The organism is Streptomyces sp. DF42, assembly GCF_058267695.1.
This window is the reverse complement of sequence record NZ_CM177859.1, coordinates 4,853,007-4,877,983: the sequence shown is the minus strand read 5'-3', so window position 1 is coordinate 4,877,983 and position 24,977 is coordinate 4,853,007. Positions and strand designations below refer to the sequence as shown.

Genomic DNA, 24,977 nt, shown 5'->3' with positions numbered 1-24,977 from the left:
ACGGGCCGTCCCCTCCCGAAAATCCGGCAGGCTCGTACGGACCATCCGCCTCGGGCGCTTCGTCCGGATCCGCCGCACCGCCGGGCCCGTCCGGCCCGCGCCGGGCGTCCGAGTCTGTGCCGTACGCGTCCATTCCGCCCCGTCTCCCGATCCCGGTCGTTCTTCCGGCCCCCCGGCCGCCCGCCCGCAGGGGCGCCGTACCGCCTGTGCGCAGCGCGCCACCGCACTCGCACGGGCACCGTACTCAGGCCTGCCCGCGTGGCACAGCCCCTGCCGGGCCGACCGATCACGGCGTACGCGAGGTCCCCCCTTTGTCCACAGGGCACGCACGCAGGTTATCCACAGCGGTTGACACCTTACGGCGCCCGTCCCACCATGGAAGCGCACGAACCGAACGATCGGTCGGGAGCATGCTCCGGACAGAGCCCAGGTCGAGGGGGACCTCATGGCGACAGCAGCCGCGCACCAGACGTACGGCGCCGAGGAAGACACCGCCGCCACCGGTGCGTACGAGCGCGCCTTCGACGCCGCCGTGGCCGCCGACGAGCGCATCGAGCCGCGTGACTGGATGCCCGACGCCTATCGCGCGACGCTGGTCCGGCAGATGGCACAGCACGCCCACTCCGAGATCATCGGCATGCAGCCGGAGGCCAACTGGATCACCCGCGCGCCCAGCCTGCGCCGCAAGGCCATCCTGATGGCCAAGGTCCAGGACGAGGCGGGACACGGCCTGTATCTGTACAGCGCCGCGGAGACCCTCGGCACCAGCCGCGAAGAGCTGCTCGACAAGCTCCACTCGGGTCGGCAGAAGTACTCCTCGATCTTCAACTACCCGACGCTGACCTGGGCGGACGTCGGCGCTATCGGCTGGCTGGTGGACGGCGCCGCGATCACCAACCAGGTCCCGCTGTGCCGCTGCTCCTACGGCCCGTACGCACGCGCGATGGTCCGCGTCTGCAAGGAGGAGTCCTTCCACCAGCGCCAGGGGTACGAGCTGCTGCTCGCCCTCAGCCGCGGCACCCCGGAACAGCACGAGATGGCGCAGGACGCGGTGAACCGCTGGTGGTGGCCGTCCCTGATGATGTTCGGCCCGCCCGACGACGAGTCGGCACACTCCGAGCAGTCGATGACGTGGAAGATCAAGCGGCATTCGAACGACGAGCTGCGCCGGCGCTTCGTCGACATCTGCGTCCCCCAGGCCGAGTCCCTCGGCCTCACCCTCCCCGACCCCGACCTCAGGTGGAACGAGGAGCGGGGACATCACGACTTCGGCGCGATCGACTGGACGGAGTTCCGGGAGGTCCTCAAGGGCAACGGCCCGTGCAACGAACAGCGGATCACCCAGCGCAGGCGCGCCCACGACGAGGGCGCCTGGGTACGGGAGTCGGCCGCGGCCTACGCGGCCAAGCACACCGGCGAGACAGGAGCGACGCGAGCATGACGAACACCGACTGGCCCCTGTGGGAGGTGTTCGTGCGCTCACGCCGCGGCCTCTCCCACACCCACGCCGGCAGCCTGCACGCCCCGGACGCGGAGTTCGCCCTGCGCAACGCCCGTGACCTGTACACCCGCCGAGGCGAGGGCATCTCGATCTGGGTCGTCCCCTCGTCCGCGATCACCGCGTCGTCACCGGACGAGAAGGACCCGTTCTTCGAGCCGGCCGCCGACAAGCCGTACCGGCACCCGACGTTCTACGATATCCCGGAGGGGGTGAAGCACCTGTGACTCCCCCTGAGACCACCCCTGGGACAACCACAGCAACCACAGCAACCACGGCCATCAAGGCGCCCACGACTCCCCCGACGGCCGCCCTCGCCCTCGGCGACGACGCCCTGGTGCTCTCGCACCGCCTCGGAGAGTGGGCGGGGCACGCCCCCGTCCTGGAGGAGGAGGTCGCCCTCGCCAACATCGCGCTGGACCTGCTGGGCCAGGCCCGCCTGCTGCTCTCGATGGTGGGCGACGAGGACGAGCTGGCGTATCTGAGGGAGGAGCGCGCCTTCCGCAACCTCCAGCTGGTGGAACAGCCGAACGGCGACTTCGCCCACACCATCGCCCGCCAACTCTATTTCTCCACCTACCAGCACCTCTTGTACGCGGAACTGGCCACCGGCCACGGCCCCTTCGCCGGCCTGGCCGCGAAGGCCGTCAAGGAGGTCGCCTACCACCGCGACCATGCCGAGCAGTGGACCCTGCGGCTCGGCGACGGCACGGAGGTCGGCCACGAGCGCATGCAGCGCGCGTGCACGGCCATGTGGCGGTTCACCGGCGAGATGTTCCAGCCGGTGGACGGCCTGGAGGTCGACCGGGCCGGGATGGAGGCGGTCTGGCTGGAGTCCGTCCGGGCCGTGCTGAACCGGGCCACCCTGGCGGTCCCCGAGGGACCGCGGACGGGGGCGTGGACGGCCGGCGCGGGACGCCAGGGCCTGCACACCGAGCCCTTCGGCCGGATGCTCGCCGAGATGCAGCATCTGCACCGCAGCCACCCGGGGGCGTCATGGTGACGACCACCGCACTGGAGGCGGAACTCCTCGCGGCCGCGGGTGCGGTGCCCGACCCCGAACTGCCCGTGCTCAGCCTGCAGGAGCTCGGCGTCCTGCGCGCGGTGCATGTGCGCGGCGCGGACGCGGTCGAGGTCGAGCTGACCCCGACGTACACCGGCTGCCCGGCCATCGAGGCGATGGCCCTGGACATAGAGCGGGTGCTGCACGCGCACGGCATGCGCGACGTCACCGTCCGCACGGTGCTGCAGCCCGCCTGGTCGACCGACGACATCACGGACGAAGGGCGGCGCAAGCTGCGGGAGTTCGGGATAGCGCCCCCGCGCGTGCGGGCGGAGTCGGGGCCGGTCCCCCTCGACCTCGGTCCGACGCGCACGGCTGTCGCCGCACCGGACCCCGTGCGCTGCCCGCACTGCGGCAGCGCCGACACCGAGCTGCTCAGCCGCTTCTCCTCCACCGCCTGCAAGGCACTGCGGCGCTGTCTTGACTGCCGTGAACCCTTCGACCACTTCAAGGAGTTGTGATGGCCCGCTTCCACGCGCTCCCGGTGGCGGCGGTCGACCGGCTCACCGACGACTCCGTGGCCCTCACCCTCACCGTGCCGCCTCACCTGCGCGAGGAGTACCGGCACGCCGCGGGCCAGCACCTCGCCCTGCGCCGCCGAACCGACGGAACGGAGATACGGCGCACGTACTCGATCTGCTCCCCGGCCCCGTCCCTCGACGGCGAAGGCCCCCACACGCTGCGGGTCGGGGTGCGGCTGGTCGAGGGCGGAGCGTTCTCGACCTACGCACTCAAGGAGATCAACGTCGGCGACGAGCTGGAGGTGATGACCCCGGCCGGCCGCTTCACCCTCGACCCGGCACCCGGCCTGTACGCGGCGATCGTGGGCGGCAGTGGCATCACCCCGGTGCTGTCGATCGTCTCGACGCTGCTCGCGCGTGAGCCGGAGGCCCGGTTCTGTCTGATACGCAGCGACCGGACGGCCGCCTCGACGATGTTTCTGGACGAGGTCGCCGACCTGAAGGACCGCCATCCGCAGCGGCTGCAGCTGGTGACGGTGCTGTCCCGGGAGGAACAGCAGGCGGGCCTGCCGTCCGGGCGACTCGACCAGGAGCGGCTGACCGGGCTGCTCCCGGCGCTGCTGCCGGTGGGACAGGTGACGGGGTGGTTCTTGTGCGGACCGTTCGGGCTGGTGCAAGGCGCTGAGCGGGCCCTGCGCGGACTCGGTGTGGCCCGCACACGCATCCACGAGGAGATCTTCCACGTGGATGCCGCCGCCCCCACCGCGGCCGTGACCGCCCCCGCGCACAGCATGGTGACCGCCCGGCTCGACGGCCGCGGCGGGACCTGGCCCGTGCAGGACGGTGAGTCCCTGCTGGAGACGGTCCTGCGCAACCGGCCCGACGCGCCCTATGCCTGCAAGGGCGGAGTGTGCGGGACATGCCGGGCCTTCCTGGTCAACGGTGAGGTGCGCATGGACCGCAACTTCGCGCTGGAGCCGGAGGAGACGGATGCCGGGTATGTGCTGGCGTGCCAGTCGCATCCGGTGACGGAGAAGGTGGACCTGGACTTCGACCGCTGACGGCATCGGGCCGGACGGCACGACGGCGGGCCGGCCCGCGGCCTGGCGCGGCCCGCGGCAGGCCGGGCGGCATCGGGCTGTCGTGCCGCCCCAGGCTGTGCCGCAAGGCCAGACCCGCCGGCGCCGCTCCGGTCGGGCTCGGCCGCACCGTTCCCTTCTTCTAGAACCTGTTCTATCTTGACGGTCCGTCAGATCAGCGGACCCGCCGGAGGGACAGGACGTGGACTTCACCTTCACCGAGGAGCAGCAGGCGGCGGCCGAGGCGGCACGGGGGGTGTTCGCCGGGGTCGTGCCGGACGCGGTCCCCAGTCCCTCGCTGGTACCGGGCGCCGTCGCCGAGGACTTCGACCGCGTGCTGTGGACCAGACTCGCCGAGGCGGACCTGCTGAGCCTGCTGCTGGACACGGAGTACGGCGGGGCGGGCCTGGACGCCATCGCGCTCTGCCTGGTGCTGCGGGAGTCGGCCAAGGTACTGGCGCGCGTACCGCTGCTGGAGACCAGCGCCGCCGCGGCCGCCGTACAGGCCTACGGCGGCGAGGAGTTGAGGTCGTCGCTGCTCGCCCGGGCCGGGCGGGGCGAGGTGGTGCTGACCGTCGCCGCGAACGGCCTCACCGGCCACGATCCGGCCGAGCTCGCCGTGACCGCGCAGCAGGACGGCGATACGTGGATCCTGGACGGGGTGCAGACGGCGGTGCCGTGGGCGCACACAGCCGACTTCGTCGTCGTACCGGCCCACACGTCCGCCGGCCGGACCGTCCTCGCCGTGGTCCCCCGAGTCCACCAGGGCGTCGGTATCGGTGAGCAGGTCTCCACCACCGGCGAGCGGCTCGGCGAACTGCGCCTGGATTCCGCACGGATGGCGACCCGTGACGTCATCGACGCCGACGGCGCCTGGGAATGGCTGCGCGAGCTGCTGACCTGCGGGACATGTGCGCTGGCCCTCGGCCTGGGCGAGCGGGTGCTCGGGATGACCAGTGAATACACCGGCAAGCGGGAGCAGTTCGGCTTCCCCGTCGCGACCTTCCAGGCCGTTGCCGTGCAGGCCGCCGACCGTTATATCGACCTGCGCGCGATGGAGGTGACACTGTGGCAGGCCGCGTGGCGGATCGCCTCGGCGGCGTCCGGCGTGCTGCCCGTCTCCGGTGACGTCGCCGTCGCCAAGATCTGGGCCTCGGAGGGCGTACGGCGGGTCGTGCAGACCGCACAGCACCTGCACGGAGGGTTCGGGGCGGACGTCGAGTACCCCCTGCACCGGTACCACGCCTGGGCCAAGCACCTGGAGCTGCAGCTCGGCCCGGCGGCGGCGCACGAGGAGGCCCTGGGCGACCTGCTGGCAGCGCACCCGCTCGGCTGAGCCCTGCCGTCCTGCTGAGCCCTGCCGTCCTGCTGAGCCATGCCACTGCTGAGCCATGCCGCCCTGCTGAGCCCTGCCACTCGGCTGAGCCGGCCCTCGCGGGCTACAGGACGAACCCGGGCTGCCCCTCGTCCGTCACGACGGGGCGGCCCGCGGCCGCCCACACCTGCATGCCGCCGTCGACGTTCACGGCGTCGATGCCCTGCTGGACGAGGTACATCGTGACCTGCGCCGAGCGACCGCCGGAGCGGCAGATCACGTTGACGCGGCCGTCCTGCGGCGCGGCCTCGGTCAGCTCGCCGTAGCGCGCCACGAAATCGCTGATGGGGATGTGCAGTGCCCCTTGGGCATGACCCGCCTGCCACTCGTCGTCCTCGCGGACGTCCAGCAGGAAGTCGCCGTCCTTGAGGTCTCCGACCTCGACCGTGGGCACACCAGCTCCGAAATGCATGCCTGAGACGCTACCCGACACGGGCGACCACGGAACGGGCGGCCAGAGCGCGCGGGACGACCGGGCCCACAAGCACACTGATCCGGCGACAGCCCCGCACCGCAACGACAGCCCGCACCGAAAGACAACCGCCTCACGGCCGCCACAGGCCACCGCGCAGGATCGGCGCACATGGGCCGCACGCCCGCGTCACACGCCCCAAGTCGCACGCCCCCAAGGACCGCACCCGCGGCCGCCACCGCGGCTCAGCCCAGTAGCTCGGCCAGCTCCGCCTCACGCTGGGAGACATCGGCCAGGAGCTTTTCGGCGATCTCCTCCAGAAGCCGGTCGGGATCGTCCGGTGCCAGCCGCAGCATCGCACCGATCGCGCTCTCCTCCAGGTCCTTGGCTACCAGCGAGAGCAGCTCCTTGCGCTGGGCCAGCCATTCGAGGCGGGCGTAGAGCTCCTCGCTGTGGCTCGGACCGCGCTCCTGCGGTGCCGGCCCCTTGGCCCACTCCTCGGCAAGCTCCCGCAGCAGCGCCTCGTCGCCGCGGGCATAGGCGGCGTTGACCCGGGTGATGAACTCCTCGCGCCGCGCCCGCTCAGTGTCCTCCTGTGCCAGGTCGGGGTGCGCCTTGCGGGCCAGTTCGCGGTAGAGCTTGCGGGCCTCGTCACTGGGGCGCACCCGCTGCGGAGGCCGCACGGGCTGGTCCGTGAGCATCGCCACGGCTTCCGGGAAGAGGCCCTCCCCGTCCATCCAGCCGTGGAACAGCTCCTCGACTCCGGGCATCGGCATCACCCGGGCCCGGGCCTCATCCGCCTTGCGCAGGTCCTCGGGGTCGCCGGTGCGGGCGGCCCGGGCCTCGGCGATCTCCGCGTCCAGCTCGTCGAGGCGGGCGTACATCGGGCCGAGCTTCTGGTGGTGCAGCCGGGAGAAGTTCTCGACCTCGACGCGGAAGGTCTCCACCGCGATCTCGTACTCGATCAGCGCCTGCTCGGCGGCCCGCACGGCCCGCTCCAGCCGCTCCTCGGGACGCGGCGCACCGTTTTCGGGCGTCGCCTGCGCCTCACCGGCGACACCACCCTGCTCAGCTTCCGGGCTCGTCACCCGCCCAGCGTAGGCCACGACGGGGGCGCCCACTCCGGCGCACCGACACCGCCGCCCCCGCGACCCGCCCGCCCGGCACCTCACCCGCCGTGCTCAGCACTCCTTCTGGCTCGGAACTCAGCCATGCTCAGCACTCCGCATGGCCCGGCACCCCGCCATCGACCGCCTCGACGAGTCCGGGCGGTCATGCCCGGGCGGTCATGCCCAGACGGTCATGCGTAGGCGGCCTTGCCCAGACGGGTACCAGGGACCGCACGAGCCCTCGGTGGCCCCATTCCGTCCCTCAGGCCCCCGACGTCACCGCCCCTCGCCCCGAGCCTCAGCACACTCCGCGTCCACCCACTCCACCGCCAGGTCCCGGCAGGCCACCAGCAGGGTCCCGGGTCGGCACGCGATCTCGTGGGTGCAGCCGTCCTCGTGCGGCAGCACCTCGTCGAGGATCACATCGCCCAGCCCGCTCACGTCGCACACGTCCAGGACGTCCACCTGGAAGCGCGAGACCCCTTCGTACCGCACGAGGAGGTCCTGGTCGTGCTTGAAGCAGTTGTGACCGAAGCGGATCTCGATCTCGTCGTCGCCCATCCGGCGCACGCCCTGCGGTCTGAGATCCTTCACACAGCGCTTGCCGTGGAAGTCGTAGTGCCCCGAATCCGTGGCGAACGCCCGTGCCCCCGGCGGTAGTTGCGGGGCAAGCGCCGGCAGCCGGGCCAGATAGGGCCGCGGGTCGATGATCCCTGTCACATCACCGTCCCGCCCGTCGAGGTCGACGTACTTCACCCCGCGCTCCTCACCGGCCGTCTCCTGCGAGCACGCCCCTCACACCCCCGTCTCGGCCGCGATCCGCCCGGCCCGCACCGCGGACACCAGATCGGCGTGGTCGGCCTCCGTGCGGTCGGCGTAGGCGACGGCGAAGTCGGCGATCGCCTCGTCCAGTTCCTCGTTCTTGCCGCAGTACCCGGCGACCAGACGCGGGTCGGCGCTGTGGGAGTGTGCCCGGGCCAGAAGTGCGCCGGTCATGCGGCCGTAGTCGTCTATCTGGTCCGCGGCCAGCGCCGCGGGGTCGACACTGCCCTTGCGGTTGCGGAACTGCCGTACCTGGAACGGCCGTCCGTCCACCGACGTCCAGCCCAGCAGGATGTCGCTGACGACCTGCATGCGCTTCTGCCCGAGAACCACCCGGCGGCCCTCGTGCGCCACCTCCGGCGCCTCGAAGCCCGCGGTCACCAGGTGCGGCACGAGCACCGAGGGGCGCGCCTCCTTCACCTGGAGGACGAGCGGCTGCCCCCGGTGGTCCAGGAGCAGCACGACGTACGACCGCGTGCCCACGCTGCCCGTACCGACGACCCGGAAGGCGACGTCGTGCACCGCATGGCGGGCCAGCAGCGGGAGCCGGTCCTCGGAGAGCGTCGTCACGTACTCCTCAAGGGCCGCCGCCACCGCCACGGCTTCCTCGTCCGCCACCCGCCGCAGCACCGGCAGCGCCTCGACGAAGCGGCGCCCGCCGTCCTCGAGCTGCTCCGTCGACCTCGCCGCGAAGCGTCCGCTCGTGTTGGCCCGCGCCTTCTCGGAGACCCGCTCCAGCGTGCCGACCAGGTCGTGGGCGTCGGTGTGGGAGACGAGCTCCTCGTCCGCGATGGCGTTCCACGCGTCCAGCACCGGCAGCTTGGCGAGCAGCCGCATGGTGCGGCGGTAGGCGCCGGTCGCGTCGTACGCCGCCTTGCGGCACTGGTCCTCGTCGGCGCCCGCCTCCCGGCCGGCGAGCACGAGCGAGGCGGCCAGCCGCTTGAGGTCCCACTCCCAGGGGCCGTGGAGCGTCTCGTCGAAGTCGTTCAGATCGATGACCAGGTCGCCGCGCGCATCGCCGTACAGACCGAAGTTGGCGGCATGTGCGTCTCCGCAGATCTGCGCGCGGATCCTGGTCATCGGCGTGCGCGCGAGGTCGTACGCCATCAGGCCTGCCGAGCCGCGCAGGAAGGCGAAGGGTGTGGCCGCCATCCGGCCCGCCCGTATCGGGGTGAGCTCGGGAATCCGGCCGCGGTGGGATTCCTCGACCGCGACGGCCGCGTGCGGACGGGAGCCGTCGAGGTCGAGCGCGGAGTGCGCACTGCGCGGCACCCGCTTGCGCAGCGCCCTGCCCTCGTCCTTGGGCGATCCCTCGACGGGCCATACGGCGAAACCCGGCACCCACGGAAGCCGCGGCACAGCCGACTCCGCCGCCACCGCTGCCTCTTCTCCGACTCCGGTCACCACGACCGCCTCCCCCGCATGTGCACGAACATCAACTCGTGCCGACCGTACAGCCGGTGGCCGAAGCGCGTCAGACCCTGTGGACAACTCCGCACCTGTGGAAAACTCCGGCGCGGGGCCGGGAAGGTGAGCCATGTGATGGTCCTCACCAGGCAATACGCCTCACACCGCCCCGGACAACGCGAAAGTGCGCTGGTCAGGTTCTGCGACCCCAGCGATGGAGATCGTTTCCCACACTGTGCCGCCGATTTTCCCGCTGCCCGGGCCAGAGGGTTCGTCAGGGATGACGGCGGATGCGCGAGGAGATGAGGATGTTCAGCCGCAGGCCGGTTTGTTCGGCGTCATGAACGAACACTCTGACTGTCCTTGTGGACCTGCCTGTACCGCTCCACGAGATCGTGTGCATCCTTCTCCCTCCCTGCTGGGGGCAGGGTCCAAGGGCCTCGCAGCTCCGATCCTTGGTTCTTCGGTCCGAGCGATGAAGCTGGTCGACCGATGTGCCAAGAGGACCAGTTGCTGGAAGCACCTGACGCACTCGAGACCGAGACGCTGCGTCACCTCCGTGGGACTTCGGAACCGCGGGCGACCCGCTCGTTCCAAGCAGCGGAGGCGGTACTGCCGCGTGCCGACGGCGGCATGAAGGTGCCCATCGTCTGCATGAGCGGAGCAGGTCCTGTAGAGAGGCAGCTGAGCGGGAATCCGGTGGGCGGGCTCCGCCCGCTCCATCCCCGACGGCGTGTCAGCTCGACGTGGCGGTCGCGATGAGGGCGACGCCGAGTCCGGTCATGAAGACCCCCCCTACCCCACTCACGGTCTCCAGTCGGCGCGGTGAGGTGGCGAACCAAGCACGAGCACTGCTGGCCAGAATGCTCCACAGCGAATCGCATACGATCGCGATGATCGCGAAGATCATTCCAAAGACGAGCATCTGGATCGGCGCATGACCTCTTCCCTGGTCAACGAACTGGGGCAGTGCCGAGGTGAAGAAGATCACGTTCTTAGGATTCGTGACGCCGACGACGAACCCGTCGCGCGCCGCACGCCAAGCTCCTCCTGGGGCGTCGCCACCTCCCAACTCGACCTGCACACGTCGACGCCGGAAGGCCTGAACACCGAGGTAAATCAGGTAGGCCGCACCGGCAAGCTTCACGACGGTGAAGAGAGTCGCTGACCTCTCCAGAAGAGTGCCGATTCCCAGAGCCACTGCGGCAGCCTGAACGAACGTACCGAAATCATTACCCAGGACGCCGGCCAGAGCGGTCCTGCGCCCATGCGCAAGGGCCCTGCCTATGACGAACAGGACACTCGGTCCCGGCACAGGGATGATCAGCAGGGCTGCCGCCGCAAAGGCCAGAATGTGGCCGGTGGAGATCATGAAACGACTCTAGACGAGGCACATTGCAATACAGGAGCAAGTTTCAGCCATTCCGACATGAACCCCCTTCAGGAAACCCTCCGCACATAACTCGAACATTGGAACGGACTCAATAATGACTCAATAATCCGACACACTATGGTAAATTGCGTGAAACGTACACCTACCAGTCATGGAATACCGCTGACGAGAAAAGGAGATTGACTGATGACATCGGTTCTGCTTAACGTTGAACTGCATGATCGAGTGCGCCATGAGCACAGCACCATCGACCAGGAGAAACCACACAGGACCGCACAGCAAGGAAGAGGGTTATGTACACGGTAGATTTGACGACCGCAGAAGTAAGCCAGGTCAAGGAACTTGTCGATGAAATCGCAAAAAAGTTCCACACAGTGGAGGACGCGGAATTCTTAGCCACGTCCGCACTGTACGCGCACCGTATGCCCGAGGGGCTTCGGGCCGGCCTCAACGCCTTCCGACTCAGGGAACCCTCGAGTATCTGCCGAATATCCGGCTACGAGATCGACGACTCCGCGATCGGGCAGACACCGGCTCACTGGAGCCACGTGGAAACTCCGTCCCCAGCCCTGCGGGAGGAGATCTTCTTCATGCTGTGCGGATATCTCCTGGGCGAGCCCATCGGATGGGCCACACAGCAGGCTGGGCGCATCCTGCACAACGTCGTGCCGATCAAGGGACGGGAGACCGACCAGGTCGGCTGGGGGAGCACGGTCGAGCTCAAGTGGCACACCGAAGACGCCTTCCATCCCTACCGCACCGACTACGTCGCGCTGATGTGCATGCGGAATCCGGACTCGACCGGCACGACGTACGCGTCGAGCGAGAGCCTCTCCCTGCCCGACGATTGCGTCGACCTCCTCTTCAGCCCGCGGTTCATCCTGAGGCCGGACGACTCGCATCTCGAGGAGCTGGCCCCTGACGTCCTCGAACGGACCGGAGCGACAACCGAACTGGTGGAGAGGTCCCGTACGTGGCTCCAAAGCATGATCGACAACCCGGAGCCGGTTGCCGTCCTCTACGGCGACCGTCGGCAGCCGTACATGCGTCTCGATCCGTACTACATGGACGCGGTGAGCGGAGACCTCGAAGCCCGTTCGGCCCTCGACGAACTGCTCAAGGCCATCGACGGGTCCCTGCAACAGGTCACCCTTGAGGCCGGCGACATCTGCTTCATCGACAACTTCCGCGCGGTGCACGGCCGTAACCCCTTCAAGCCACGCTACGACGGCACGGATCGCTGGCTGAAGCGCCTGAACATCACCCGCGACCTGAGGAAGTCCAGGTCGGGCCGGGTGGCGTCGGACGCGCGCGTCATCTTCTGAGCCTTCCGAGGACTCCCACGGTCCCTCAGGGTCCCCGAGGAGACCCACCTTCACGACTGGTCGTGGCCGAGCCCCGTCGCCGGGTCGGCCGCGGCCAGGGCGTCCTCCAGACGCCGGGCAAGCTGGAGGATCTCGTTCGGGCGGCCGACGGAGATGCGCACATGCCCGGGCAGACCCATGTCAGTCGTGTCCCTGACGAGGACGCGCTGCGCCGACAGGTGACACATGATCCGCTCACTCGGGTCCGGCAACCGGGTCAGCACGAAGTTCGTCTGGGACGGCTGAGACATCAGCCCCAGGCGCTCCAGGCAGCTCTGCAGAAGCCGCCTCGACGTGGCGTTGTTGACCCGGCTCCGGCGGAGGAATTCCCCGTCCTCCAGAGCCGCTGCGGCGGCCGACTGAGCAATCTGGCCGACCCTGAGGGGTACGGCACGGCGCATGACGCTCACCTTCCCCACGGCCTCCACGTCGCCAACGAGGTATCCGACGCCGAGCGATGCCAGACCATATGCCTTGGAGAATGTGCGCAGGACACAGACATTACTGCCATCGGTCGCCCAGGGCAGTGCGGAACAAAAACTCTCGTCGGCGAATTCGGCATACGACTCGTCGAAAACGAGGAGAGTTCCGAAGGACTGAGCGGCAGCACAGAGATTCGCCACGTCCAATCTGTCCAGCACGGATCCGGTGGGGTCATGAGGATTGGAGAGGAAGCAGAGGCTCACCCCCGAGCGCATCCGTTCAGTGATTTCTTTCACCGGAACACGAAAACGATCCAGGGGCAGGATCTTGTACGGTTGTCCCGCTGCCTCCAGTGCCTTCGCATAGGTAGGGGATCCGATGGAATTCACTAGAGCGGCTCGCCTGGTATCCCGGAGGGCCAGGGTCAACAACAGGACGAGTTCTTCGGTCTCGTTTCCAACCGCCACCCGGTCCTCTGAGACCTCGAACCGGCGCGCGATCGCCTCGACCAGGCTGCCACGTTCGTCATCCGGATATCGATGACTGTAACGAAGTTGCTCCGTGGCCGCAGAAATTGCCTTGAGGCTCGCGCCCCAGGGATTTTCTCCCAGGTGCACCCGTAAGTGTGCTGACGGGTGCGCTCCGGCACGGTCCAGATCGTGATTCCTCGCCCCACGCGGCAACATGATTCCCTCAGTCCCTCCACCCGTTGCGCGCCCACTCACAGGGAAACGCCCTTAGAAGTGACCGCTCCATGGACAATACATCGATCCCGGCAGGTCGAGGGTGATCGTTTCAGACGACGTTTGCGTTCGAAACCGCGAACGCCACCACAATCGCGATACGGACGCGAGCACCGCGCTCAGCTCGGGTTTCGATCCGGTGTCCGAGGTGTCACGCGCGCCTCACCGCCCAGGACCATCCCGTCAAATTCGAATCAATCGGTCGTCGGTGGGTCGCTGTCATCCGCCATCGAGGTGGCCGAAGAGTGCCCCTGTGACGAGACCTCGCCCAGCGTCCGAAACCCCGGCAAGAGACGCGGTGAGGCCTGTGGTCCAGAGCGCCGCGGCCCCTTACGGAAGCTTCACAGCAGGGAAATGCTGGACCAACTGTCCCCGTACTCCTTAGAGTTCTCAGCCGTGACATGGCCGAACGTGTGTAGCAACGAGGCTCGCACACGCACCGACTCCGGTGAAGGAGATGAAGAAGCCGCGGCTGCCGTCAGCCGGATCGCCTGACCACTCTGGACCGACGAACCCACAGACACCGTTCGTTCCGCGACCGAGGAGCCATGCACATTCACAGCATCACAAGCTTCGGCAGCTTACGCACGGCGCTGGCCTCGGGTGAGACGACGGTGGAGGAAGCGACCGAGTCGTCGCTGTCCGCGCTTGACGCCGCCGAGGAACTGCATGCAGTGCGTCACACGCGGCTGGACGAGGTCAGGAGGGAAGCCGCAGAAGCCGACCTCGTCCTCGCCCGGGAAGGCGAACACGCCTGGGTCACACGCCCGTTACTCGGACTGACGTTGACGGTGAAGGAGCTGACCGCCGTCGCCGGCCTGCCCCACAGCCGGGGCAGGGAAGCACCGGCCGAGGTCGCGCGACAAGACGCACCGGCCGTGCACAGGCTGCGTGCGGCCGGTGCCCTGATCCTGGGCTCGACCACGTCCCCGCAGGGCGGATGGTGCGGAGCAGGCCTGAACGGCAGCCGCCCGCCCACGGCCAACCCCTGGAACACCACGCTCACTGCGGGTGGGTCAAGTGGCGGTGCCGCGGCCGCCGTTGCCGTCGGATTCGGCCTCGCGGCCATCGGCACGGACGGCGCGGGCTCCGTGCGCATCCCCGCGTCGTTCTGTGGAGTGGTGGGTTACAAACCAACCTTCGGTGTCGTCCCCTACGTGCCGGTCAGCCCCGAGGGACTCTCACACCTCGGCACGCTGACGACCACGGTCGACGACGCCGCGGCCCTGGTGCGGGCCATGGCCGGCCCCGACCCGGCCGACCCGGCCAGCAAGGCACTGCCCGGGCAGGCGGCGCCATACGCCGCGTTGGCCGATGCGCCGCTGCGCATAGCCTGGACGCCCTCTCTGGGGATCGCCTCGCCGGATCCGGCCGTACTCGATGCCTGCCAGGCGGCGGTCGACAGGCTCGCGGACTCCGGCCACCTCGTCGAAGAGGTCGACCCACCCGCAGCCGATGGCTACCCCGCCCTCGCCACCATCCTGGCGGCGGAGGAGGCGCGGACGGCCGACCCCGGCGACGACGGCCGATTACACCCCGTCCACCGCGAGGTGATCCGGTGGGGGCGCAGCCTGACCGCCGTCGACCTCGCCACCGCCATCGCGGAACGCACCCGTCTTCGCGTGGCCTATGACCGACTGCTGGAGGCGTTCGACGTTCTTGTCACACCGACGGTGCCGGTACTTCCCTTCGACGCCGGCCTGCCCGCCCCAGCGGACTGTCTGGAACAGGGTGCGCCGCGCTGGCTCGCCTGGACGCCCAACACCTACACCTTCAATCTGTCCCGACAACCGGCCATGACGGTGCCCGTGGGCCGGACGGCCACCGGACTGCCGATCGGCCTGCAGGTCGTGGCGGCACGGCACAGGGACCACGCCGCCCTCCGCATCGCATCCGAGGCGCACGGCGCAGCCGTGGCCGCATCTGCGGCTCTTCCCCCACCGGCATTCGAGGTTGGAGCAAGCATTGGCCATTGAAAGCTCCCGCATCACGTCCACGGGACGTCCCGGCTTCGTCGGACACCACGCCGAGTGGAACGACGTACAGTCGGCAGAGGCGGAACGACTGCTGGCGCGCCCGCTCGACTTCGACTTCGTCCGGGTCGGGTTCACTGATCCGCACGGGCTGCCGCGCACCAAGACCCTGACACCCCAGGCGTTCCGCAGCGCACTCCTGAACGGCCTGGACATGAGCCCCGGCCCGCTGGTCTTCGACAGCGGCCATGCGCTGCCCAACGACATCTTCACCGTCGGCGCCGGACTGGATGTCCAGGAGCTCACCGGCGCGGGGGACTTCATCGTCGTACCCGACCCGGTGACTCTGCGGGTGGACGAGGCTGACGGGTTGCGCACGGCGGTAGTCCTGGGCGACGAGTACACCAGGGCCGGCCAGCCGCATCCGCTCTCCTCCCGCGGAGTGCTCAAGCGCTTGCTGAAGCGCGCCGAGGCCAAGGGGTTGTCCCCTGTCGTCGGGCTCGAACTCGAGTGGTACCTGCTCCGCCTGGCCGATCCACTGGACCGCGGGGGCGTCGGCGGCTTCGGCATCCAGGGCCGCGCCCCGGCGGTCGAGACCGTCAACGGCGGCTATCAGTTCAACTCCGACCTGCTCATCGCGGATCTGCTCCCGCTGCTGGCACCTCTGGGCCGACGGCTGGCGGACAGCCTGCGCCTGCCTCTGCGCACGATGGAGCACGAGTCGGGCCCCGGACAGATCGAGTTCACCTTCGACCCCCTGAGCGCACTGGAGGCCGCCGACGGGGTCGTTCTGACCCGGTCGCTGCTCAAGCGGGACTGTCTGCGCAGGGGCCATCTGGCCTCGTTCATGGCCGTCCCCGGTTTCGCCGGAGCCGACCCCAGTGGCTGGCACCTCCACCAGTCGCTGGCCGATGCGGAGGGCAACAACGTGTTCGTGTCCGACTCCCCGCGACAGGTGCTCTCCGACCTGGGGCTGGCCTATGTCACCGGACTCATCGAGTGCGGAGCCGAGACGGCCGCCCTGGCGGTTCCGACGGTCAACGGCTACCGCAGACTCGATCCGGTCAACTCACTCTCGCCGGACCGCCTGGTGTGGAGCCACGAGAACCGCGGAGCCATGGTCAGGGTCCTCGGCGGTCCGCAGGACGCGGGATCGCACGTGGAGAACCGTATCGGCGAGCCCGCCGCGAACCCCTATCTCTACATTGCCTCCCAGATAGCGGCGGGCCTCGCCGGCATCGAGCGCGGCGGCATCGCGGCCCCTGCGGAGCACCCGCACGCCGCCACCGCGGCCGCGGTCCCGGCGGATCTCGGCGAGGCACTGGCAGCCATGCGAGAGAGCGCGCTGGTGCTGGAGGTCCTGGGAGAGCCCTTCATGAAGAACCTCCTGGCCCTGAAGACCAGTGAGTGGGAGCGTTACCACAAGTGGGTCGAAGACGCTCCGGACCGGGACGTCGCCGGTGTCTCGCAGTGGGAGAACGACGAATACCTGATGGCCTTCTGATGACCTCTCTGTCACCGGACAACTCGGGGAACGCCTTCACGGAGGGGGGACCCGCTCTACATCTGATGATCGTCGGGCTCGGCATGATGGGACGCGCCGCCGCCGCCGTGGCCGTGCGGGAACTGCCGCTGGCCCGTCTCCACCTGGTGGACATCGACCGTGACCGGGCCCGCGCCGTGGGCCGGGAACTGGCGGGGCTCAAAGTGCCTGTGACAACAGGCACTTCGTGGAGCGAGGCTGCCGACGGCATGGACGTCGCGCTGCTGGCGCTGCACTGGCCGCAGACGGAACGGTTTCTGACCGAGACCCGGCGGGCCGGTCTCGCCGTGGTGAGCATCACCCGGCCACCGGTCGGACCAACGCCGTACGTCCCGGAAGTGGTGCGCGAGCGCGCGGGACCAGCCCTGTTCCCGGTCGGGCTGGAGCCCGGGCTGACAGAGATCATGCTCAGCCACATGGTGCGGGAGTTCGACCGGGTGCACCACGTCGAGACGCTCTGCGGCGGTCTCACAACCGAGGCCCCGCATGGATTTCCTTACCGGCTGCTGTTCGGTGGCACGGTCCTTCCCTTCGCGCGGCGCCCCGCTTTCGCGTTGGTCGCGGGGCACCGACGGACACTCGAACGTTTCTCCGAGGTCCAGCCCGCGTCTCTGCCCGGTCTGCCCTCCCTGGAGTCGTACCACGACGGGATGGTGCCTTGGCTCCACGAGGTTCCGGGCCTGGAAGGGGTCGACGTCGAGCAACGTTCGGTGCGCTGGCCGGGCTTCGTCTCCGCGGTCTCGCTCCTCCGCTCCGGCGGACTGCTCGACGAGGACGACATCGAGGTGGCGGGTACGAGGCTCACCCCCCGCCGCATCACCGACGAAGTCCTCGGACGTCGGCTGCAGCGTCGGCCTCACGAACGTGAGGTCACCCATCTTCAGCTGACCGCACGCGGCGCCGTCGACGGGAGGGAGGTGATCCGCCGCGTCAATGTGTGGTGCCGCGACGACGAGACACCGCTGGACTCGGGCATGGCCTGCCTCACCGCGGTACCGGCCGTGGTCGCGGCCGGCCTGGTGACGGGTCTGGGAGGAGGCTGGTCCCGCCCGGAGGAAGCCTTCGACGCCTCCGCGACGACGGCCCTTCTCGCCGCTCTGAAGCGGCACGGCGCACACATCCGGGATCGAATCAACAAGGGCGAGCCGATATGACACGGGGGGACAACCTGATCACGTACCGGCTGATCGGCATCGGCGCGGGGCCGGCGAATCTGAGCCTGGCCGCGCTGCTCGACACATCGGAGAACTCCTCCGACGACATCTTCTTCGAGGCCAAGGAGAGCTTTCAGTGGCATTCCGGCATGATGCTCCCGGACGCCGAGATGCAGGTGCACTTCCTCAAGGACCTCGTCACACCCGTCGACCCCACCAACCCTCACTCGGTACTGGCCTACGCCGTCAGCCGCGGTGAGCTGTACCGGTTGCTGAACACCCGGCGGCAACGGGTGTCACGGCGGGAGTTCGAGGCGTACTGCTCCTGGGTCGCCGGGCGGCTGCCCAGCGTCCGGTTCGGCAGCGAGGTCCTCGACGTGCGCTGGGACGGCGCCTTCGTGGTGACCACGACCGACAGTACGTACCGCGCTCAGCACCTCAGCGTCGGAACGGGAGTCGTGCCGAAGGTACCGCCGTGCGCGGAGGGCCGCGACCTGCCCGGCGTCATCCATTCGGCCGACTTTCTCCACCACCCACTGCCCGGTGATGCGCAGACCGTCGTGGTCGTGGGCGGCGGGCAGAGCGGAGCCGAGGTCGTCGCCCACCTCCAGGAAATCCTGCCCTCCGGTGTGGTGGTCGAATGGATCACCCGCCGCCGTAACTTCCTGCCGCTGGACGAAAGCCCGTTCGTGGAGGACATTTTCACGCCGGAGGCCAGTGAGGAGTTCTTTCGCCGGCCGGCCGCCGTGCGCATGCAACTGCTGGCCGACCAGCAGCTCGCCAGCGACGGGGTCTCGGACTACCTGTTGGAGCGTATCTACCGGCGCATGTACGACGTCCGCAACGGCTATCGCGAGGGAGCGAGGGTGCGGACAAGCGTCGCGACGGAACTCGTCGGCCTGGACGTCGGTGCCCCGCATGGCGTCGTGGCGGCCGTCCGCGACCTGCTCAGCGGCGAACGGCGCACCCTGCGCGCGGACTTGGTGGTGCTGGCCACCGGATACGAACAGGCCCTGCCCAAGGCCGCGAGCGCACTCCATCCGTTGATCTCCTGGGGCGACAGCCGTCCGAACCTGCGCCCCGACTTCTCGATCGAGTGGGACGGCCCGGCGTCGAGCAAGATCTTCGTCCAGAACGGAGCCCGACACGCGCGCGGCGTGGCAGATCCCAACCTCAGCCTGCTCGCTTGGCGTTCCGCCACGATCGCGGTGTCGGTCGCTCCGGATCTCGGCAAGCGGCTGCTGGAGCAGCACCTCCCTCCCGACCTCAATCCGGGCACCCTGCATGCCGCACACGACAGCGAAGAACCACAGAACGAGGCACGAAGTGCCCGAAGGAGCGTCGAATGAGCCTGGCCCAGGAGCCGGACATGACGAGTGTGCTCCCCGTCGAGCAGCTCAAGGTCACGCCGAGTGGACCGGTGGAAGGTTTTCGTTTCCCGGAGATCGGCGGCCGTCCGTCAGCGCCGTTCAAGGCATCCCGATGGCGCCTCGACCCCGGTGAGTGGAGCAATTGGGACCGGCACGAGGTGCTCGAGATCTGGATGGTGGCCACCGGCACCGGATCCGTCTGGCGGGAGGAACAGGAGACCGCCGTCGGTCCCGGTGACGTCGTCCTCATGCCCAGCCGGGTCAGGCACCGGCTGCACAACACCGGCACGGTTCCCGTAACGCTGTTCAGCGTCTGGTGGCCCTTCGCCGCACAGGTCGGCGTGACGACCGGTACGGAGGTGACCAACGGTGCTTGAGTCCGTGGGTAGGGCGCTGGACCGGATCCGGGCAGAGGCGCCCGTGCGAAGGTCGTACTTCTTCTTCGCCGGCTATCTGACGCCCAACGGCGAATTGCATCTGGGCCACCTCGGCGGACCCTATCTCCGCTCCGACGCGGCAGCCCGCTGCCTGGGCCTGTACGGGGCCGACGTTGTCTGTGCGACCGGCTCGGACGCTTTCGAGAGCAGCGTGGCCTACGCGGCCGCGACTGCCGGCGCCCCGGAAACGGCCGGTGCGATAGCCACGCACTTCACCGACCGCGCCGCGCGCGCCCTGCGCGGTATGCGGATCCGGCAGGACGACTTCGTCAACCCCTGCCAGGAGCCGGTACGAGGAGACGTCGCGGCCTCCTGCCACGAGCTGGCCTCCACGCTGAGCGACTCCGGTCGGCTCCTCGTGCGGGAGGAGCAGTTGTTGCTCGGAACCCCGCCGGCGCCGGCGGCGGCGACCGGTGCCTTTCTCTCCGGTGCCTGCCCTTTCTGCGAGGTGGCGCAGTCGGGCAACGTCTGCGAACAATGCGGGCGGTGGATGCACCCGGAACGAATGACCTCGGCCTGGACGCCCGGCGGTACTTCCGGCCCTGCCACCAAGGGGGGCATCGAGTCGGTCTTCGTCCGCACGGCCGCCGCGCTGAATGCCGAGGCCATGCGCGATGTGCTGGAACCCGAGTTTCTCTACCTGGTACGCGACTATGCCGAGGTCTTCGGCGACACCCTCAGGCTCAGCTACCCGTCGTACTGGGGGATCCCCTGGAGCACTCCGCTCACCCGCGCTCCGCACCACCAATCGGTCTTCTCCAGCTATGTGCTCGGCAAATACGGCTCCACCCGCGTCCTTGGCGCCCGGCAGCGCGAGCGAACCGGCTCCGACCCGTTCAGTGCCGGCAGCGGAGTGACCACCGTCGCCGTGGGCGGCCTGGACAGCGCCTTCGGCTGGATCTCCCTGCAGGCCTTGGTGGACGACGCGGTGGACTTCGACCCGTTCGACCACATCGTCGTCAACCGTTTCATGCTGCTGCGCGGTGAGAAGTTCTCCACCTCACGCAAACATGTCATCCGGGTCAACGACGCGCTTGAGCGCGGGCTGTCCCCAGACGCTCTCCGGCTCATGCTCGCCCGTGTCTCACCCAGCCACGACGAATCCGACCTCGTGCCTGAGAAGGCGGCGGTCCAGTCGGCCGAGGACTGCGCCCTGCTCATCGATGCGCTGCGGTGCTCTCAGCCCGGCGACGAGGAACCCGAAGTGGAGCCACGGCTTCTGGACGCAGCCATAACGTGGCTCATGCGCCAGCGCGCGGCGTTCACCCTCCCGGCCGTGGACCTGCCGGCGGCCGCCGAGACCTTGCTGGGGTGGGCGTCACTCCTCCGCGACGGCGCCGCCCAGGGCCACCCGCGGTTCGCTCGGCAAATCATGGCACTGCTCGCCCTGCCACTCATGCCCGACTGGGCCTCCGCCGTGTGGAACACCGCGGCGCACGGCCCCCTTCCCGGTCGGCAGGACGGGCCGGACGGCGAGGGACAACCGGTGGATCCCTTCGTACTGCCGCCTGTCACCGCCGCCGATCTCGACGCCCTCGCCGAGCAGGGCCGCACCGCGTGACCCGCGCACCGTACGAACTCGACCGAATCCCGCCGGTCCGGCTCCGTCCGGACCCCTGTCAGCCCCTCATCACTGCCTGGAGGATTCCTGCATGAGCGGTCAGAAACTCGATCTTTCCGTCGTCGTTCCCGAATTGCGCTCCCGAGACCTGCTGCCTCCGGACACGGCGGGAGTGTTCGCCAGCGGCTCCATGGTTCGCGGCTGGGGGAACGAGACGAGCGACGTGGACGTGCACGTCATCACCGGATCGCTCCGCGAGTCCTCGGTCGCGGAGACCGGCCACGTCTCCCTCGAGCCGAACATCCTGACGTATGAGCGCACCTTCGTGGGCGGCCGCAGGTGGGACATTGAGTACTGGATGACGAGCCAGGTCGACCAACTGCTCGCCAAGGTCACCTGGGAGGCCTACGACAGCCCCGACTCGCCCTGGTCCAAGCTGAGCAGGACAGAGCTCGGCATGCTGGAGCGGTTGCCCTACGCGGTCGCTGCCGACGATGGCGCCTGGCTGTCTGCGGTGCACCAGCGCCTGCTGGACTCGGCACATCGAGTCATCCTCGTCGGCATCTCACTACGGGAGTCGGACGGCCTGGTCGAGGATGCGGCAGGACAGCTCGCGGCAGGCGACGTTCACAGCGCCGTCATCGCGGCCCGTCTCGCCTTCAACCATGTGGTCGACGCCCTCCAGGCTCACGAGGGCCAATTCGGCAGCCTGTGGCCCAAGTGGCGTGCCCGGCGCATGACGTTGATCCACTCCAAGACGCTGTCCTTCGAGACCTACTGGAAGACGGAGACCATGACGACATTCGATCCCGCACACCCCGGAGTCTGGGTGGAGGAGACCATCGAGCTGTGCCGGAAGATCTCGGCCGAGCTGGAGGTATGACACCCATGGCCGACGAGACCAGCGGTTCCCGGGTTCCCCGCATCCCTCTCAACGTCCGCCTGCGCAAGCACCGCGGCCAGCACCTCGCCATCGGCTATGAGCACGCCTTGGAGCTGTCGCCCACGGCCGTGTTCATCTGGGGACAGATCGACGGCACCACAGACGTCGACGGTATCGCCCGGGCCGTCAGCACGGAGTACGCGATCGACACGGAGACCGCCGCGGAGGACGTACGAGCTCTCCTCGACGAGCTGGCCGGCCACCAACTCGTCGTGTGGGACACCTCCGGGCCCGCACGGTGACGGAAGCGGTGCCGAACTCACAGCCCCTCGCCGAGCCGTCCCGGGGCGAGCGGATGCGACTGCTGGCAGCGCTCATGGCCCGGTTCTTCGGATCTGGCTTCTGGGCGCCGCTGCAGGTGCTGTTCTTCGTTCGGATCGCCGACATCCCCACGTTCACGGTGTCCGTGGGTCTCACCGTCGCCACCGTCGTCGGACTCGTCGCCGGGCCCTACATCGGCGGGCTCGCCGACCGCCACGGCACCCGCAACGTGGGCGCCGCCGTGTTCGCGTTCGCGGCCTGCGCCTCGGCCACTTTGGTCTTCGTGGACTCCGTGCCCACCTTCCTGCTCGCCATCACCCTGATCTCGATCGGGCGGGGCGGCCAGGCCGCCGTCTCGGGGGCCCTGGTGGCCACCGTCGCGGGAGACTCCAAGCTCGACTTCCGGGCGCGCGTGTACTCCATGCAGAACCTGGTGATGACGGTCGGCCCGGTCTTCGGCGGCCTCGTCCTCCAGGCCGACCAGCGCCGCTGGTACATGGCGGCCATCGCCGTCGAGGTCGCCGCTTGTCTCCTCGCGTGCGTCCTCGTGGCGAGCCTTCCGGCGCGCCCGTCCGCCGTCGCGAGCTCCTCGGAATCGCCGTCAAGCGCGCTGCGCGACCGTCCCTACATGGTCGTCAGTGGGCTGGCCGGAGTCCTGGTGCTGTTCGACGCGGTGCAGACGGTACTGCTGCCCCTGTGGATCACCGAACGCACTGCCGCGCCCCGGTGGTTCGTCTCCGCTGTGTGGATCACCAGCAGCTTGATCGTCGTAGCCTTCCAGCGCCGGGTATCGGCGGGCACCGAGAAGGTGGCGGCGGGAGCACGCATGATGCGCCGTACGGCGCCGTTGGCCGTGGTCGCGCTGGTGCTGTTCTACTCCGCCGCACACGCGGGCGAAGCGGGCACCGTGGCCCTCCTCCTGTGCGGATTGGGCTTCCTCACCTGGTCCGAGATGTGCTTCGCAGCCGGCGAGTACTCCCTGTCGTACGGGCTCGCCCGCGACGAGCGGCACGGCCAGTACCAGGGGGCGTTCGCGGTGGGAGTAGGCCTCGGGTCCGCAGCCGCACCGCCCGTCGTCACCGGCTTGTGCCTCGGGCTCGGGCCGGCGGGCTGGGCCCTGCTCGGCGCCCTGCTGCTGGGGGCGGGCGCCCTGGTCCCGACAGCCACGCGGCACGCGTCCGCCGCGCTCGCGACGCCACGCCCTGCCAGGGACGGTAGCAGGAGCGTCACAGGCTGAGGGCCGGGGCGGTCGCCGAGGCCGCCCCGGCCCCACGATCAGGAACCCGCCCGGGAGTCGTGCTCCCGCAGCCGCTCCTCCAGACGATCCCGTACCACGTCCTCGTCCTGCAGGAACATCTTGGGATCCAGCGCACTGGGGTCGAGGGCAATGCCGTCCGCCTTGAGTTCATCGGCGAACAGCGTCCCCTGTCGCAGACTGCGCAGCGACGCGTCCTGCACCGAACGGTACGCACGCTCGCGCTCGACACCATCGCGTGTCAGCCGCAGATAGGCCTGCGCGCTGAAGATGCGGCCACGCGTGGCACCCAGGTTCTCGGCCATCCGGTCCGCGTTCACCACCAGGCCTTCCACCAGCTCCTTCGCCGCCGTCACCTGGTAGTAGGCAAGATTGCACGAGTCGGGCAGGACCACCCGCTCCACCGAGGAGTGCGCAAGATCGCGTTCGTGCCACAGCGCCACGTCCTCCAGCGCCGCGCCCACGTTGGCTCGCAGCAGCCGGGCCAGTCCGCACAGCCGCTCACTGCTGGTGGGGTTGCGCTTGTGGGGCATCGCGCTGGACCCCTGGTAGGCGGAGGTGCGAGGCTCCTCGACCTCGGCGACCTCGGTGCGCTGCAACAGCCGCAGCTCAAGTGCCAACTGCTCGACACTCGCACCGAGCACCGCGAGGCCCGCAACCAGTTCGGCGTGCCGGTCCCGGCAGACGACCTGGGTGGGAGCGGGCTCGGGCGTCAGTCCCAGCCGTCCGAGGACGTCGGCCTCAACGGCCGGCGAGGTGGTGGCGTAGGTGCCGACCGCTCCCGAGAGCGTACCGACGGCCACCGAGGCGCGCACCGCCGCGAGACGGGTCAGGGAACGGTCCATGGCGAAAGCGAGGGCGGCCAGCTTGTGGCCGAATCTGATCGGCTCGGCGTGGATGCCGTGGGTTCGCCCGACACAGATGGTGTCCCAGTACTGCAGCGCCCGCCGGGCCAGCACTTGGTACAGCCCGCCGACCGCGTCCAGGATGAGGTCGACCGCGTCCCGCATGGCCAGCCCGAGGCCGGTGTCCACCAGGTCATAACTCGTCAGGCCGTGGTGCACCCAGCGTGCGCTCTCCTCGGGCATCGCCTGCGTCCAGGCGGCCAGGAAGGAGAGGACCTCGTGGTCACGCGTGCGTTCGGCCTCACGTACGGCTGCGATGTCCGGCGCGGGGGTGGCGGCGATCGTCTCGGCCGCCTCCGCAGGAATGATCCCGTGCTCGGCCTGGACCCGCGCCACCAATGACTCGATCGCGACCCAGCGTCCGAGCGTCGCCTCCTCGGCCCAGATCCGAGCCATCTCCGGACGTACATATCGGTCGATCACGTA

General features: G+C 69.2%; 23 protein-coding genes. 16 read left to right on the top strand and 7 right to left on the bottom strand.

The window, feature by feature from the left end:
* Positions 1–445 precede the first annotated feature (445 nt).
* From paaA to ACYUED_RS22260, 6 genes are all read left to right on the top strand, one after another.
* Positions 446–1,441, top strand: a complete 996-nt coding sequence (gene paaA, locus ACYUED_RS22285; RefSeq protein ID WP_491294011.1) for a 1,2-phenylacetyl-CoA epoxidase subunit PaaA — start codon at positions 446–448, stop codon at positions 1,439–1,441.
* Positions 1,438–1,725, top strand: coding sequence for a 1,2-phenylacetyl-CoA epoxidase subunit PaaB (gene paaB / locus ACYUED_RS22280; protein WP_491294010.1), 288 nt, complete (start codon positions 1,438–1,440; stop codon positions 1,723–1,725). Before paaA ends, paaB begins: the two co-directional genes overlap by 4 nt.
* 53 nt (positions 1,726–1,778) lie before the next feature.
* Positions 1,779–2,501: a 1,2-phenylacetyl-CoA epoxidase subunit PaaC gene (gene paaC / locus ACYUED_RS22275; RefSeq protein ID WP_491294368.1), complete on the top strand. Its 723-nt coding sequence runs from the start codon at positions 1,779–1,781 to the stop codon at positions 2,499–2,501.
* On the top strand, positions 2,495–3,022 hold the full coding sequence (paaD, locus tag ACYUED_RS22270) for a 1,2-phenylacetyl-CoA epoxidase subunit PaaD (protein WP_491294009.1): 528 nt from the start codon (positions 2,495–2,497) through the stop codon (positions 3,020–3,022). Before paaC ends, paaD begins: the two co-directional genes overlap by 7 nt.
* The gene (locus tag ACYUED_RS22265; RefSeq protein WP_491294008.1) at positions 3,022–4,083 is read left to right on the top strand and encodes a 2Fe-2S iron-sulfur cluster-binding protein; all 1,062 of its coding nucleotides are present in this window, start codon (positions 3,022–3,024) and stop codon (positions 4,081–4,083) included. The genes paaD and ACYUED_RS22265 overlap by 1 nt, the downstream gene beginning before the upstream one ends.
* Positions 4,084–4,303: 220 nt before the next feature.
* A complete protein-coding gene (locus tag ACYUED_RS22260) occupies positions 4,304–5,437 on the top strand; it encodes an acyl-CoA dehydrogenase family protein (RefSeq protein ID WP_491294007.1) in 1,134 nt (377 codons plus the stop codon).
* A gap of 103 nt (positions 5,438–5,540) precedes the next feature.
* Here ACYUED_RS22260 and ACYUED_RS22255 read toward each other — a convergent pair whose 3' ends face one another.
* The 5 genes from ACYUED_RS22255 to ACYUED_RS22235 form a co-directional block, all read right to left on the bottom strand.
* Positions 5,541–5,870 (bottom strand): rhodanese-like domain-containing protein, encoded by a 330-nt coding sequence (locus ACYUED_RS22255; RefSeq protein WP_266520462.1) that lies wholly within the window; start codon positions 5,868–5,870, stop codon positions 5,541–5,543.
* A gap of 263 nt (positions 5,871–6,133) precedes the next feature.
* Positions 6,134–6,976 carry a J domain-containing protein gene (locus ACYUED_RS22250; protein WP_491294006.1) on the bottom strand — a complete coding sequence of 281 codons (843 nt, stop codon included), beginning with the start codon at positions 6,974–6,976 and terminating at the stop codon, positions 6,134–6,136.
* A gap of 297 nt (positions 6,977–7,273) precedes the next feature.
* Positions 7,274–7,753, bottom strand: a complete 480-nt coding sequence (locus tag ACYUED_RS22245; RefSeq protein WP_491294005.1) for a hypothetical protein — start codon at positions 7,751–7,753, stop codon at positions 7,274–7,276.
* A 39-nt stretch (positions 7,754–7,792) separates the two neighbouring features.
* On the bottom strand, positions 7,793–9,223 hold the full coding sequence (locus ACYUED_RS22240; protein ID WP_491294366.1) for a DUF2252 domain-containing protein: 1,431 nt from the start codon (positions 9,221–9,223) through the stop codon (positions 7,793–7,795).
* A gap of 739 nt (positions 9,224–9,962) precedes the next feature.
* Complete coding sequence (locus tag ACYUED_RS22235) at positions 9,963–10,598, bottom strand: LysE family translocator (protein WP_491294004.1); 636 nt, start codon at positions 10,596–10,598, stop codon at positions 9,963–9,965.
* 314 nt (positions 10,599–10,912) lie between these two features.
* On the opposite strand from ACYUED_RS22235, the gene gntD reads away from it, so the two are divergent.
* Positions 10,913–11,944: a guanitoxin biosynthesis L-enduracididine beta-hydroxylase GntD gene (gene gntD, locus ACYUED_RS22230; RefSeq protein ID WP_491294003.1), complete on the top strand. Its 1,032-nt coding sequence runs from the start codon at positions 10,913–10,915 to the stop codon at positions 11,942–11,944.
* Positions 11,945–11,994: 50 nt separating this feature from the next.
* On the opposite strand, the gene ACYUED_RS22225 is transcribed toward gntD, so the two are convergent.
* Positions 11,995–13,023 (bottom strand): pyridoxal phosphate-dependent aminotransferase, encoded by a 1,029-nt coding sequence (locus ACYUED_RS22225; protein WP_491294002.1) that lies wholly within the window; start codon positions 13,021–13,023, stop codon positions 11,995–11,997.
* Between the two features lie 674 nt (positions 13,024–13,697).
* On the opposite strand from ACYUED_RS22225, the gene ACYUED_RS22220 reads away from it, so the two are divergent.
* The 9 genes from ACYUED_RS22220 (at position 13,698) to ACYUED_RS22180 (ending at position 23,628) form a co-directional block, all read left to right on the top strand.
* On the top strand, positions 13,698–15,125 hold the full coding sequence (locus ACYUED_RS22220; RefSeq protein ID WP_491294001.1) for an amidase: 1,428 nt from the start codon (positions 13,698–13,700) through the stop codon (positions 15,123–15,125).
* On the top strand, positions 15,115–16,626 hold the full coding sequence (locus tag ACYUED_RS22215) for a type I glutamate--ammonia ligase (protein ID WP_491294000.1): 1,512 nt from the start codon (positions 15,115–15,117) through the stop codon (positions 16,624–16,626). Before ACYUED_RS22220 ends, ACYUED_RS22215 begins: the two co-directional genes overlap by 11 nt.
* Positions 16,626–17,819 carry a saccharopine dehydrogenase family protein gene (locus tag ACYUED_RS22210; RefSeq protein WP_491293999.1) on the top strand — a complete coding sequence of 398 codons (1,194 nt, stop codon included), beginning with the start codon at positions 16,626–16,628 and terminating at the stop codon, positions 17,817–17,819. Before ACYUED_RS22215 ends, ACYUED_RS22210 begins: the two co-directional genes overlap by 1 nt.
* On the top strand, positions 17,816–19,168 hold the full coding sequence (locus ACYUED_RS22205; protein WP_491293998.1) for a lysine N(6)-hydroxylase/L-ornithine N(5)-oxygenase family protein: 1,353 nt from the start codon (positions 17,816–17,818) through the stop codon (positions 19,166–19,168). The genes ACYUED_RS22210 and ACYUED_RS22205 overlap by 4 nt, the downstream gene beginning before the upstream one ends.
* Entirely contained in the window at positions 19,165–19,566 is a 402-nt protein-coding gene (locus tag ACYUED_RS22200) for a cupin domain-containing protein (RefSeq protein WP_491293997.1), read from the top strand. Before ACYUED_RS22205 ends, ACYUED_RS22200 begins: the two co-directional genes overlap by 4 nt.
* Positions 19,559–21,187: a class I tRNA ligase family protein gene (locus tag ACYUED_RS22195; RefSeq protein WP_491293996.1), complete on the top strand. Its 1,629-nt coding sequence runs from the start codon at positions 19,559–19,561 to the stop codon at positions 21,185–21,187. Before ACYUED_RS22200 ends, ACYUED_RS22195 begins: the two co-directional genes overlap by 8 nt.
* Positions 21,188–21,278: 91 nt before the next feature.
* Entirely contained in the window at positions 21,279–22,070 is a 792-nt protein-coding gene (locus ACYUED_RS22190) for a hypothetical protein (RefSeq protein ID WP_491293995.1), read from the top strand.
* Between the two features lie 5 nt (positions 22,071–22,075).
* Entirely contained in the window at positions 22,076–22,372 is a 297-nt protein-coding gene (locus tag ACYUED_RS22185; RefSeq protein WP_491293994.1) for a PqqD family protein, read from the top strand.
* 8 nt (positions 22,373–22,380) lie between these two features.
* Positions 22,381–23,628: an MFS transporter gene (locus ACYUED_RS22180; protein ID WP_491293993.1), complete on the top strand. Its 1,248-nt coding sequence runs from the start codon at positions 22,381–22,383 to the stop codon at positions 23,626–23,628.
* A gap of 38 nt (positions 23,629–23,666) precedes the next feature.
* On the opposite strand, the gene purB is transcribed toward ACYUED_RS22180, so the two are convergent.
* Positions 23,667–24,974: an adenylosuccinate lyase gene (purB, locus tag ACYUED_RS22175; protein ID WP_491293992.1), complete on the bottom strand. Its 1,308-nt coding sequence runs from the start codon at positions 24,972–24,974 to the stop codon at positions 23,667–23,669.
* Between the last annotated feature and the right edge of the window lie 3 nt (positions 24,975–24,977).

Bases quoted from the DNA above. Each gene is read 5' to 3' on its own strand.
- paaA (WP_491294011.1), top strand. From the start codon at position 446: ATGGCGACAGCAGCCGCGCACCAGACGTACGGCGCCGAGGAAGACACC.
- paaB (WP_491294010.1), top strand. From the start codon at position 1,438: ATGACGAACACCGACTGGCCCCTGTGGGAGGTGTTCGTGCGCTCACGC.
- paaD (WP_491294009.1), top strand. From the start codon at position 2,495: ATGGTGACGACCACCGCACTGGAGGCGGAACTCCTCGCGGCCGCGGGT.
- ACYUED_RS22265 (WP_491294008.1), top strand. From the start codon at position 3,022: ATGGCCCGCTTCCACGCGCTCCCGGTGGCGGCGGTCGACCGGCTCACC.
- ACYUED_RS22235 (WP_491294004.1), bottom strand. From the start codon at position 10,598: ATGATCTCCACCGGCCACATTCTGGCCTTTGCGGCGGCAGCCCTGCTG.
- gntD (WP_491294003.1), top strand. From the start codon at position 10,913: ATGTACACGGTAGATTTGACGACCGCAGAAGTAAGCCAGGTCAAGGAA.
- ACYUED_RS22220 (WP_491294001.1), top strand. From the start codon at position 13,698: ATGCACATTCACAGCATCACAAGCTTCGGCAGCTTACGCACGGCGCTG.
- ACYUED_RS22210 (WP_491293999.1), top strand. From the start codon at position 16,626: ATGACCTCTCTGTCACCGGACAACTCGGGGAACGCCTTCACGGAGGGG.
- ACYUED_RS22205 (WP_491293998.1), top strand. From the start codon at position 17,816: ATGACACGGGGGGACAACCTGATCACGTACCGGCTGATCGGCATCGGC.
- ACYUED_RS22200 (WP_491293997.1), top strand. From the start codon at position 19,165: ATGAGCCTGGCCCAGGAGCCGGACATGACGAGTGTGCTCCCCGTCGAG.
- ACYUED_RS22190 (WP_491293995.1), top strand. From the start codon at position 21,279: ATGAGCGGTCAGAAACTCGATCTTTCCGTCGTCGTTCCCGAATTGCGC.
- ACYUED_RS22185 (WP_491293994.1), top strand. From the start codon at position 22,076: ATGGCCGACGAGACCAGCGGTTCCCGGGTTCCCCGCATCCCTCTCAAC.